Origin of the sequence: Actinomadura sp. NPDC049753 (genome assembly GCF_040674655.1) — a bacterium.
GTDB lineage: Bacteria > Actinomycetota > Actinomycetes > Streptosporangiales > Streptosporangiaceae > Spirillospora > Spirillospora verrucosospora.
This window is the reverse complement of record NZ_JBFARL010000231.1, coordinates 1-11511: the sequence shown is the minus strand read 5'-3', so window position 1 is coordinate 11511 and position 11511 is coordinate 1. Positions and strand designations below refer to the sequence as shown.

Annotated in this window: 8 protein-coding genes and 3 pseudogenes; 3 read left to right on the top strand and 8 right to left on the bottom strand. The window is 73.6% G+C overall.

The genetic code is table 11. From position 1 onward, the window contains the following. Positions 1 to 469: 469 nt before the first annotated feature. The 3 genes from AB0K37_RS35945 to AB0K37_RS35935 form a co-directional block, all read right to left on the bottom strand. Entirely contained in the window at positions 470 to 1144 is a 675-nt protein-coding gene (locus AB0K37_RS35945; RefSeq protein WP_363988911.1) for a response regulator transcription factor, read from the bottom strand. Then, a complete protein-coding gene (locus tag AB0K37_RS35940) occupies positions 1135 to 2952 on the bottom strand; it encodes a histidine kinase (protein WP_363988908.1) in 1818 nt (605 codons plus the stop codon). Before AB0K37_RS35940 ends, AB0K37_RS35945 begins: the two co-directional genes overlap by 10 nt. A gap of 264 nt (positions 2953 to 3216) precedes the next feature. Then, complete coding sequence (locus AB0K37_RS35935) at positions 3217 to 3891, bottom strand: aldo/keto reductase (RefSeq protein ID WP_363988905.1); 675 nt, start codon at positions 3889 to 3891, stop codon at positions 3217 to 3219. Between the two features lie 82 nt (positions 3892 to 3973). Between AB0K37_RS35935 and AB0K37_RS35930 the strand changes: the two are divergent. After that, positions 3974 to 4347, top strand: a pseudogene (locus tag AB0K37_RS35930) (SDR family oxidoreductase). 94 nt (positions 4348 to 4441) lie between these two features. On the opposite strand, the gene AB0K37_RS35925 reads toward AB0K37_RS35930, so the two are convergent. Both AB0K37_RS35925 and AB0K37_RS35920 read right to left on the bottom strand, forming a co-directional pair. Further along, positions 4442 to 5122: a GntR family transcriptional regulator gene (locus AB0K37_RS35925; RefSeq protein WP_363988902.1), complete on the bottom strand. Its 681-nt coding sequence runs from the start codon at positions 5120 to 5122 to the stop codon at positions 4442 to 4444. A 52-nt stretch (positions 5123 to 5174) separates the two neighbouring features. Beyond that, positions 5175 to 5849 (bottom strand): alpha/beta fold hydrolase, encoded by a 675-nt coding sequence (locus AB0K37_RS35920; protein ID WP_363988899.1) that lies wholly within the window; start codon positions 5847 to 5849, stop codon positions 5175 to 5177. Between the two features lie 188 nt (positions 5850 to 6037). Here AB0K37_RS35920 and AB0K37_RS35915 point away from each other — a divergent pair, with 188 nt between their 5' ends. After that, positions 6038 to 6496, top strand: coding sequence for a VOC family protein (locus tag AB0K37_RS35915; protein ID WP_363988897.1), 459 nt, complete (start codon positions 6038 to 6040; stop codon positions 6494 to 6496). 18 nt (positions 6497 to 6514) lie between these two features. Here AB0K37_RS35915 and dinB read toward each other — a convergent pair whose 3' ends face one another. From dinB to AB0K37_RS35900, 3 genes and pseudogenes are all read right to left on the bottom strand, one after another. Continuing rightward, on the bottom strand, positions 6515 to 7690 hold the full coding sequence (gene dinB, locus AB0K37_RS35910; RefSeq protein ID WP_363988895.1) for a DNA polymerase IV: 1176 nt from the start codon (positions 7688 to 7690) through the stop codon (positions 6515 to 6517). Between the two features lie 103 nt (positions 7691 to 7793). Continuing rightward, positions 7794 to 10718 carry a glycoside hydrolase family 48 protein gene (locus AB0K37_RS35905; protein ID WP_363988892.1) on the bottom strand — a complete coding sequence of 975 codons (2925 nt, stop codon included), beginning with the start codon at positions 10716 to 10718 and terminating at the stop codon, positions 7794 to 7796. 109 nt (positions 10719 to 10827) lie between these two features. Continuing rightward, a pseudogene (locus AB0K37_RS35900) lies at positions 10828 to 11340 on the bottom strand (substrate-binding domain-containing protein); the annotation flags it as partial. A gap of 94 nt (positions 11341 to 11434) precedes the next feature. Here AB0K37_RS35900 and AB0K37_RS35895 point away from each other — a divergent pair. Next, a pseudogene (locus AB0K37_RS35895) lies at positions 11435 to 11511 on the top strand (CDP-alcohol phosphatidyltransferase family protein); the annotation flags it as partial.

Here is an 11511-nt window from a genome sequence, read left to right as displayed (position 1 = left end):
AGCGAACCGGTCATCCCGCCCGTCGAGGGGCTCGCCGACGTGCCGCTGTGGACGAGCGCCGAGGCCCTGTCGGTCCCCGACCTGCCGCGCCGGCTCCGCCGCGCCCGAGGCCAGGGCGCGGCGCACCCGCGCGCCGAGCCACGGCGGCCACCGGGAGACGGGCCTCACCGCGATCCTTCCGTGTCGTCCCGGGAAACCACCGTCCGGGACGGGGGTTTTCCCGGATGCGCGCCCAGAGCGGCGCCGGGGAGTATGGGACCGTGCCGGGAACGGCCGCGTCACGCGCCCGCTTTCGGGACCGTGGCGCCTCGCGGTGGCGTACGGGGGCCACCACCGGGGTCACCTGACGCGACCGGACTCGCACGGACAGTTTTCCCCACGGCCGCCGTGCGGCGCGAGGGGCCGTTACCCGATCGATGCGCGGGCGCGGGCGCACGCGACGACCGCGCACCCGGCCGCCGGGTCGCGGTCAGCGGGTCTCGGCGGCGCGAAGCCAGGTCAGGACGGCGAGCACCCGTTTGTTGCTGTCCTGGGGGCCGGGCGCCCCGCCGGGCGTGGTGATCTTGAGCTTGGCGAAGATGGCCCGCACGTGGTCCTCGACCGTCCGGGCGGACAGGTGCAGCCGCTTGCCGATGCCGGCGTTGGAGTGCCCCTCCGCCATCAGCGCCAGGACCTCCCGCTCGCGCCCCGACAGCCGGGACAGCTCCTGCTCGCGGTGCCGCGCCTCGACCAGCCTGGTCACCACGTCGGGGTCGATGACGACCTCGCCGCGGCCGACCCGCTCCAGCGCCGAACGCAGGTTCTCCACGTCCGTGACATGGTCCTTCAGCAGGTATCCGACGCCGCGCGGCCGGCCGCGGAACAGCTCCATCGCCTGCGGGGTCTCGTTGAAGGCCGACAGGACCAGGACGCCGAGGCCGGGGTGGCGCTCCAGGAGCCGGCGCGCCGCGACGACGCCCTCGTCGGTGAACGTGGGCGGCATGTGCAGGTCGAGGATGGCGACGTCGGGCGGGTCGTCCGCGACGCGGGCCAGCAGCTCCTCGCCCGAACCGGCGGACGCCACCACGTCGATCCCGACCGTGGTGAGGAGGGTGACCAGAGCCTGCCGGAAGATCCCGCTGTCCTCCGCCACGGCTACTCGCATGGGAGGTCCATCCTTACCGTCAGGCCCGCGCGGGGGCCGCCGCCGATTTCCATCTCACCGCGCAGCGCCCTGATCCGGCCGGACGGACCGGCCAGGTCGGCGACGGGATCGGCGGCCGGGCCTCCGGGGCGGGCGCCGTCGAGCCCGACCTCGGCGACCACGCGTCCGCCCTCCTCGCCGACCCGCACGAGGACCCGGGTGGCACGCGCGCCCTCGACAGCGTACGACAGCGTCTCGCACAGCGCGGAGTAAAGCGTGGACTCGATCTCGCGGGAGAACCGGCGCGGGGTGACGTCGAGCGCGACCCGGGTGCCGAGCCGCTCGGCGACGACCTCCAGCGCCGGGCCGAGACCGTCCTGGACGAGCAGCGCCGGCTGCACCTCCCGGGCCAGCGCCCGCAGCTGGGCGAGGGCCTCCTTCAGCTCGGCGCGGCAGGCGCGGGCGTGCTCCTTGACCGCCGGGTCGCCGGTGACGGCCTCCAGCGTGGCGAGCATCGCGCCGAGCGCGAGCAGCCGCTGCTGCGCGCCGTCGTGCAGGTCGCGGGCGAGCCGCTCGCGCTCGGCGGCCTCGGCCCGCACGAGGCGCCGGTAGGCGGCCCTGACCTGTTCCAGGCCCGCCTGGACGCCGGCCTGCAGCCGCGCGGTCTCCAGCGCCCGGCCGCCCGCGGCGAGCGCGGCCTCGACGAGGGAGCCGTGGTCGCGCAGGGCGCCACCGAGCTCGACGACGGCGAGCGGCTCCCCGGACGCGCCGCGCACCCGGTGCCGCCAGCGCCCTCCCTCCCCCGCGGGATCGTCCCGCGCCTCGCCGTCCGCGCCGTCCGTCTCCGGGCCCAGGTCGACGGGGCGCCCGGCGGTGTCGACGTAGCCGCCCTCCGTCGGCGCCCAGAACCACAGCTCCAGGGTCGGGTCGTGCAGGACGTCGCGCAGCGCGTCGCGGATCCTCTCCACCGACACCGGGGCGGTCAGCCGGAGCATGCGGCCCGCGACGGCCAGCTCGGCGATGCGGACCCGCAGCCCGGACGCCAGCAGCGTCAGCGGGACGAGCACGACGACCGCGCCCTGCACCACGTAGACGTGCAGCAGGTCGTCCAGCGGGATCGACGCCTCCATGATCGGCTTCTGGGTGAACGCGGCCGAGACGCCGACGAACCCGATCGCGACCGTCACGGGCAGGGCGAGCAGGCGCCGCAGCCGGCCCATCCGCGGCAGCCGAAGCAGGAGGACGACGGCGAACGACAGGGCGAGCAGGAGGTACAGCGCGGCGGACACCTGAAGGACGACCTTGAAGACCTCCAGGTCGGGGTAGAGGGCGGGCCACCACACCGACTCGCCCCGGAACGCCGCCCATTCCGGCTCGGAGGTGACCCACAGCGCCGTGGGGCAGCCCCACAGGACGAGGCACGCCACGCCCGTCCAGATCCGGTCTGCGAGGTATTCAAGGCGCCCGCCCGGGTAGAGCAGGACGCCGACGGCGAGCGCGAGGTAGAAGTCGGCCTGGGCGTAGGGCGACATGATGGGTCCGATGGTCGCGTCCCAGCTCGCGGCCCAGTTCACCGCCCAGCACACCGACGCGGCCGCGAACAGCAGCCCGGTGCGGCGGGTGCGGGGCCCGGTCGCGAGCAGCACGCCCACCAGGGCGATGGCGCCGCAGCTGGCCGCCGTGATCGCGGCGGCGGCCGGATGGCCGCGCCAGTACGGCCAGCCCGCGAGGAGCGCCAGCCCCGCGACCGCCGCCCCGGCGACGAGGGCGCGCCTCGTCTCCGTCCCGAACCACGGAGGCGACCTGCGCCTGCGTGGCGCGGAAATCACCACGACCATCCTTTCCATGCTGGGACCTCGGGCCGCGTCCCGCCACCGCGAACCCACGGGACGCGGGCCCGTGCTTTCCCGGGGCCGTGCTTCTCCAAGACCGCGGCCCCGCCGGCGGACGCACCGGCATCCTCCCCGACGCGGGGCTCTCCCCCGGGGCGGCGTTACCCGATCGATGCGCGAGGCGTGCCGGCGATCGCCGTGGGTGTCCGGCGGCTCGCGTCCGGACCCCCGCCGGTCCGGACGCGGCTCACCGCCCGCAGCTCACGGGCCTTCGGGGTCCACGACGTCGCGGTCAGCCCAGAACGGCTCCATCAGGGCCCGCAGACGCTCCGCGCCGACGCGCTCGAGCACGTCCAGCGCCGCGATGTTGTCGGTCAGCTGCCGCATGCCGCTCGCGCCGAAGAGGACGGTCGCGGTCGCGGGATGCGTGAGCGTGAAGGCGATGCACAACTGCGCCGGCGTGGCGTCCAGCTCGGCCCCGAGCGCGGCGATGCCCTCGGCGGCCTCCTGGACGCGGGGGCGTATCCCGCCCGGGTCCCGTCCGATCTGCCGCGAGGGCTCGATGTTCCCGGCGAGGATGCCGCCCTCCAGGACGTCCGACGCCTGCATGGCCACGCCCTCGGCGAAGACGGCGGCGAACGGCTCGCCGTCGGGGACGGATCGCCGGCACGGGCTGTACTTCAGCTGGGCGAGCTGCGGGCCCGGGGAGCCCGCGGCGAGGGGGTGCCCGCGGATCGTCCGGATCGCCGTGGCGGACCAGTTGTTGACGCCCCAGCAGCCGAGCAGCCCCTCCTTCTCCAGCGCGGCGAGGTCCTCGGCGAGCCGCCGCAGGTCGATGTCGCCGAGGACGGCCACGTCCGCGTGGTCGGCGCCGACGCGGAACAGCGCGCCCGTGAGCTGGTCGCGCAGCGTCTGCCCGGGTACCCCTCCAGCCACAGCTTGGTGGACAGCAGGTAGTCGTCACGGGCGATCCCGGCGGCGCGCACGATCGCGGGGAACAGCACGTCGGTGAGCACCGGTGGGTGGCCGGGCATCCCGTAGACGGCGGATCGTCAACATCAGCTCGATCGGCGCCCGCCGGCCCACCGCGGGCCTCGGCCACTACGAGGCCACCAAAGCGGCCGTGGACGCCCTCACCCGCACCGCCACCCTGGAGCTCGCGGGCCACGGCATCCGGGTCAACGGCGTCGCGCCGGGGCCCGTCCACACGCCGATGACGGCCGGGCCGATGGACGACCCGCAGGCCCGCGCCGCATGGGAGTCCCGCATCCCGCTCGGCAGGTCGCCACGACCGGCGACGTCGCCCCGCTGGTGCTGTTCCTCGCCTCCGACCGGGCCGACCACATCACCGGCGCGGTGATCCAGGTGGACGGCGGCCAGTTGCTCGTGTAGCCGCGCGGAGCATGCCGGCCCGCGCCGGCGTCCAGGGCCCGCACGCGCCGTCCCCATCACTCGCCCGGTGGGAACGGCGCGTTCGGCCTCCAGGTCACTTGTGCGGGACGGGGTGCGCGCTGTGGAGGGCGTCGGCGGTGGCGTTCTTGTGCGCGCAGGCGATGCGCTCGATCTCGGCCGGGTCGCCGCCGCCGGTGATGAGGTCGAGGATGTGCCCGTGCTCGACCACGGAGCGGCGGGCGCGGCCGGGGACGTAGCTGAAGGTCGAGCGGCGCATGTGGTCCAGCCGGGTCCACTCGGCTTCGAGCAGGGAGCGCAGGTGCGCGTCCGGGCAGTGCTCGTAGATCGAGAAGTGGAACTCGCGGTTGAGCGCCGTGAACGCGGTCGGGTCGAACTCCTCCAGCGCCTCCACCATCCGGTCGTTGATCTTGCGGGAGGCGTCGATGTGCGCGGCCGTCATGAACGGCGCGGAGATCGCGGTGGCGTAGCCCTCCAGCCGGGCGAGGATCTGCAGCGTGTGCTCGACCTGCTCGGCGTCGAAGACCGCGACGCGGGCGCCGACGTTGCGCACCACCTCGACGAGCCCGTCGGACTGCAGCCGGCGCAGCGCCTCGCGCAGCGGGATCGTGCTGACCCCGGTCTCCTGGGCGAGCTGGTTGATGACCAGCCGGTATCCGGGCACGTAGGTGCCTTCGAGGATGCGCGACCGCAGCAGCTCGTAGCAGAACTCGGCCTTGCTCGCCTTGGTCTGGTCCTGCTTCTTCGCGGCACTCACCCGGTTCTCCTCATCCTCGGCCCGCGCCCCCCGGACGTGTTCGCCGGCCCGGTCACCGCGACAGCGCGTCCAGGACGGCCACACGCCAGTGCGGGCCGCCCAGCACCTCGTGGTGGGCGCCGGGCACGGTGACCAGTTCCGCCTCGCCGAGCTCCTCGGCGAGCCGGCCGATTCCTCGTGTCAGCTCATCATTCTCTCCGACGACGAAGACGGGAAGAACCTTCGCGTTCCACGGACCGCCCTCGAACGGCGTCGCGCGCAGCCCCTCGACGCAGAGCGCGAGCCCGGCGGCGCGGTCGCCCCGCGCCCTGACCATGGCCGCGATCGCGGCGGTGAACGGGTCGTCGCACTCCGCGCCTTCGCGGACGGCGCGCCGGAACGCGTCGATGTCGACGGCGGTGAAGGGCTCGACAGGGCTCAACCCGCCCGGGACGGCGCGTTCCACCCGTCCCGGGGCGGCCGACGGCAGCTCCCAGGCGATCCTGGCGCCCAGGGAGTAGCCGACCACGTCGAACGTCTCGGTCCCCGCCCGGTCCACGGCGGCCACCAGGGCGGCGGCGACCGCGGGCGCGGCGGCCTCGTCCGACGAGGCGGGCGCGGCGCTCTCCCCGTGGCCGGGCAGGTCCGGGACGAGGACGGTCCGCCCGACGACGGTCAGGGCGTCGACCATCCCGGTCTCGATCCAGTCAGCCCGCCCGTCGGAGCCGAAGCCGTGGACGAGCAGCACGGGCGGGGCGTCCGCCGGGCTGTCCGGCGCGAACGCGCGAACGCGCGAACGGCGAGGTCGCGCATCCGTCCAGCACCTCCTAGAGGATTTCGCATACGATTTGCGATCGTACTGCACGGGACTTCGTCCCTCCTCGAGTCCGGCTCGGAGACGATCGAGGCGACGAGCACGAGCTCTACGCCGCGTGGATGTACCGCAAGCAGACCGTGCACGACGTGGCGTTCACCGGCGGCGCCGGCCCCAGGCTGCACCACGTCGGAATGGCGACGCACGAGTCCCATCAGGTGCTGCGCACCGCCGACGTGTTCGGCTCGCTGCGCAAGGAGCACCACATCGAGCGCGGCCCCGGGCGGCACGGCGTGTCCAACGCCTTCTACGTGTACCTCCGCGACCCGGACGGGCACCGGGTCGAGATCTACACCTCGGACTACTACACGGGCGACCCGGACCACGAGACGTTCCGGTGGAACGTGCACGACGACCGCCGCCGCGACTTCTGGGGCAACGCGGTGATCAAGTCCTGGTACAAGGAGGCCAGCCCCGTCCTCGACCTGGACGGGCGCCTCCAGCCGATCACGGAGTCGGCGCTGGACGAGTCCGCCGTCCAGGTCGGCGCGGACGGCCTCGGGATCGTCGAGCCGTCCTGACCGCGGGGGCGCGCCGTCTCAGTCGGGAAGCAGCGGCACCGGGTCGCCCTGGTCCCGGCCGAGCAGCACGGCGCGGGTGATGGCGGACGAGCCGAACCGGTCGCGGACGCCGTCGACCGCGCCGTCCACCGCCATCGCCTGGTCGAACGGCAGGGTGAGCTGGACGGCGCCGTCGTCGTGCAGGTTGCCCAGCGAGAGGCCGATCAGCGTCAGGCCGCGCTCGTCGATCATCGGCCCGGCGGCGGCGAGCAGGCCCCGCGCCGCGGCCAGGACCACGGAGGTCTCGGCGGTGGCCTGGGCCAGCGTGTGCGAGCGGGTGGCCCGGGCGTAGTCGCCGAACCGCAGCCGGAGGGTGACCGTCCGGCAGACGCGGCGGGCCTTGCGCAGCCGCCCGCCGAGCCGGTCGGCCAGCCCGACGAGCATCGCGTCCAGCTCCGCCGCCGACCGGGCACGGCGGCCGAGCGCCCGCTGCGCCCCCATGGACCGCCGCCGCACGCCCGTACGCACGGGGCGCGGGTCGCGGTTGTGCGCCAGCGCGTACAGGTGGCGGCCCGCCCCCGGGCCGAGCATCGACACCAGTGTGGACTCCGGCATCGCGGCCACGTCCCCGACTGTCGTCACGCCGAACCCGGCGAGCTTGGCCGCCGTCGCGGGCCCCACGCCCCACAGCCGCCGCACCGGCAGCGGGCGGAGGAACTCCAGCTCGCCGTCCGGCGGCACCACCAGCAGCCCGTCGGGCTTGGCGACGCCGCTGGCGACCTTGGCGAGGAACTTGGTGCGCGCGACCCCGACCGTGACCGGCAGCCCGACCTCCTCGGCGATCTCGCGCCGCAGCCGGACGGCCACCTGCGCCGGGGGGCGGCGCAGCCCGCTGGCGTCGAGGAACGCCTCGTCGATCGACAGGCCCTCCACCAGCGGCGTCGTGGCCCGGAACACCGCGAAGACCGCCTTGCTCGCCGCGCTGTAGGCGCTCATGCGCGGCCGGACGACGACCGCCCGCGGGCAGAGCCGGCGGGCCTGCCCGCCGCTCATCGCCGTCCGCACGCCGCAGGCCCTGGCCTCGTAGCTCGCCGCCAGCACCACGCCCGTCCCGACGATCACCGGCCGCCCCCGCAGGGCGGGATCGTCCCGCTGCTCGACCGACGCGTAGAACGCGTCCAGGTCGGCATGCAGGATCGTCGCACCGGCGGACACGAACATATGTTCGCATACACGGACGTCGCTCCTGGTGGCGGGCCCCTTGGACGAGCGGAGGGCCCGTCGCGGCAGGCGTCGCGACGGGCCCTCGCGCCGTTGGTCACTCGTTGAAGAGGCGGCCGTAGTCGGCCATGGCGAGGGCTATGTCCGCCTGGGCCCAGAAGCGGTGGTAGGTGAACACCGGCGCCGTGGAACTCTGGCCGCTGGCGTACGCCCACACGCGCGCGTAGTCGGGGTCGCTCTTGTAGAAGGAACGGATGGACATGAAGGTCGAGCTGGAGTTGATCGGGTCGCCGTTCGGCATCTTGCCGCTCCAGCCGGAGGGGACGTAGACCGGGTCGACGAGGCGCTTGTAGTCGGACCTGGTCTCCTGGACGGAGACGCCCTTGGCGTCGGTGTGCTTCCAGATCGCGTCGAGCAGGTCCTTGGCGGCCTGCTTGGCGGCGGCGTCACCGGACTTGGCGGCGTAGTACGTCAGCGTCTTGGCGTACGCGGCGGCCACGCCGACGTCGTCGGTGTAGTCCTGCACCGAGACGTGCAGCCCGGTGTTGGCGGGCGGCATCCCGGTGGCGGTCGACCAGTTCGCGTCCGGCTGCCCCGTCCACTTGAGGGTGGAGGGGATCTTGATCCCGCCCGTGGACGGGTCGACCGTCGTCTGCGACAGCGCCCAGGCGACCCACTTGTCGAGGATCGCCTTGGCGGACGCGTCGCCGGTGACCTGGTAGTACTCGGCCACGCGCTCCATCGACCACGCCTGGAAGCCGAACCACTGGTTGCTCGGCGGGTCGTGGTAGACGGGCTGCCAGTCGTAGGCCATGCCGAAGAACTCGGTCAGGCCGGTCGGCGGCGTGCTGTAGCTGCCCTCCCAGCTGTTGGTGACGCCTCCGGCGATCGCGCCCTCGGCGGACTGGAGCCACTTGTAGAGCTGGAGCTGCCGGGTGAGGCTCTTGCTCCAGTCGGCCTTGGCCGTCGCGCCCTTGGGCGCGAGCGCGGCGTCGTTCACCAGCGCGTAGGCGGCCAGGGGGTTCTGGTAGCCGAAGTGCGAGGCGCCGTCGCCGATGCGCCAGGCCCAGCCGGCGTTCGTGTCGTTCGCGCCGCCCCACGCGTAGTACCAGGACAGCAGGTAGTGCTCGCTGTCCTTGCCCGACCCGGCCGGGCAGGACGAGGGCGAGTGGCAGTCACCGATCTTCTTGAAGTACTTGTCGAAGAACGAGTAGCGCAGGTAGTCGCCCATCTTGCCCGCCTTGGCCACGGTGGCCGAGACGTCGCCCGACTTGCCCTGGTCCTTGGCCCAGGCGTTCGCCCAGTACGCGGCCTGGATGGCGCGCGCGTCGGCGTCCGGCGCGTCGGTGAACTTCCACTGCTTGGCGTAGGAGGAGTCCTTGATGAACAGGTCGAGGTAGCCGTTGGGGCCGCCGAAGGCGAACTTGTCGCACGTCGGCTGCGGAACGGTCTCGAACACCGACTCCTGCGAACCGCGCTGGTAGGTGTTGATGTAGGAGGGGCCGTCCGCGCTCGGACCCTGCTCGCAGCCGCCGCCGGGGGTGTTGCCGTACCCGTAGACGTTGTCCACGTCCTGCAGCCAGTGCATGCCGTAGATGTCGTCGGTGCCGTAGGCGGACTTCAGCTCGCTCGCGATCGGGTCCTGGCCGACCGGGACGCTGCCGTCGATCAGCGACGGGTAGTCGCTCACCGCGGGATGCTCGGCGGCGTAGGTGGCGGGCTTGGAGGCGTTGTAGAAGGAGTTCGTCGGCTGGTCCGCGTGCGTCGGGATCATGTACTTCTCCATCAGCGCCCAGGAGGCGTTGAAGGGGGCCCAGTTCTGCGTGACCTTGCCGTACATGGCCTCCAGCCAGATGAGGTAGCTGTAGGCCTCCGACGTCGTCTCGTGCCCGTGGTCGGGGGCCTCGACCATGAACGTCTCCACCGAGTGGTACGGGATGCCCTCGGGGCTGAAGTAGCCGTTCGCCGGGTCCTTGATCTTGTTGTACTGGTCGAGGAACCGCTGGGTGTAGGCGTCGCCGGAGGTGGCCACCTCGGTCGCGGTGACCTTCGCGGCCGCGTAGCCGGGCGCGGCGGAGGTGAACGTCGCCTGGCCCGTTCCGGAGGCGTCCGCGGTGATCGTCACGTTCTGGGCGGTGGACCAGTTCTGCGGCGTGAAGGTCAGCGTGCCGCCGCCGGTCACCGACAGCCCCGAGTTGCCCGCGGTCCGGGTCGTCGTCACGGTCACGGACGAGGACGGGGCCTGCGACAGCTTCACCGCGTACGCGGCCTTCGCGCCCTGCGCGACGGTCAGCGCGGCCGGGCTCGCCACGACGCTCGCCGCCGCCGTCACCGTGACGCCCACCGGCGCGGACTCGGCCGTCGCGCCGGTGCTGTCGGTCACCTTGGCGTAGAGCGAGTACGAGCCGGCCGCCGCGGGCGTCCAGTTCAGCCCGTACGGGGCCGTGGTGTCGGCGGCGCCGAGCGACCCGTCCTGGTCGAAGAACTCGACCTTGGAGACGGTCGCTCCGGAGCCGGCCGCCGCGGTGGCGGAGATCGGCACCGCGGCGCCCACCGAGTACGTCGCTCCGGCGGACGGGCTCGTCAGCGCCACCGTCGGGGCGGACGAGCTCTGGTTGCACGGCGTGCCGTTGAGGCTGAACACGGTGGGGTCGGTGTTCGTCCCGCTGTAGGTGAACTGCGCGCCGACGTTGACCGAGGCGCCGGAGGCGAGCGCCCTGTTCCAGCTCTCGTTCTCGGCGGTGACCTGCTGGCCCGACTGCGACCACTTCGCCGACCAGCCGCTCGCCAGCTTCTGGTTCCCCGAGTAGGAGTAGGTCAGCTTCCAGCCGTCCAGCGCGTCACCCTGGTTGGTGATGTCGATGCTCGCGGTGAAGCCGCTCCCCCAGTCGTTCTTCTTGTAGACGACCTTGCACGCGACCGCGGCGGCGTGGGCCGGGGCCATCACGCCCAGGCCGCCGCAGAGCAGGGCCAGCGTCGCGCCCGCTGCCGTTAACGCGCGCCATCTTTGCTGTCTTCTCACCTGTGTTCCTTCCTGTCGCGCCCGGTGTCCGGGCTTGGCGGTCTCCACCGCCGGGGGAGCACGGCGGTGGTGGTGCCGGGGTGGGCGGGGGCCGCGCGGCCCCGGTCCGTCAGCCGGACTCCCGAATGATCAACTTGGTGCGCAGCACGACGCCGCGCTCGGTGTTCGGCCGGCCTCCGGTGCAGGCGCGCAGTTCGCGCGCCAGGCGGGCGCCGAGGTCCTCGGCCGGCTGCCGGACGGTCGTCAGCCGGGGGCGGACCTGCTGGGCCACCGGAGCGTCGTCGAACCCGACGACCGCGACGTCGTCGGGGACGCGGCGCCCCGCCCGGCGCAGCGCGCTCAGCGCGCCGACCGCCATCTGGTCGGACGCGGCGAGCACGGCGTCGACGTCCGGCCGGCGCTCCAGCAGGCGGCGCATCGCCCGCTCGCCGGACAGCCGGCCGAAGTCGCCCTGGCAGACCAGTCCGTTGACGCCGATCCCGGCCTCGCGCGCCGCGAGCCGGTAGCCGGCGAGGCGGTCCACGGCGGCGCCCATGTCGGCGGGCCCGGCGATGGTGCCGATCCGGCGGCGGCCCGAGGCCAGCAGGTGCCGGACGGCGGCGTGCGCGCCGCCCTGGTTGTCGACGTCGACGTACGGGCCACGTCCGAATCAGTGCCGCGGCTCCGGCACGAGCACCTGCCTGAGCGACTCGAAGTCCTCGACGCACTTGCCCGCCACCGACTTCGGCAAGATCGCCGACCCGATCGCGGACAAGGCGCTCACCGGGGCGGCGCTGATCAGCCTGTCGGCGAT

What these genes read in the sequence shown, in the direction of transcription:
- AB0K37_RS35945 (WP_363988911.1), bottom strand. Translation starts at nt 1,144, where the DNA reads ATGCGAGTAGCCGTGGCGGAGGACAGCGGGATCTTCCGGCAGGCTCTG.
- AB0K37_RS35915 (WP_363988897.1), top strand. Translation starts at nt 6,038, where the DNA reads ATGTACCGCAAGCAGACCGTGCACGACGTGGCGTTCACCGGCGGCGCC.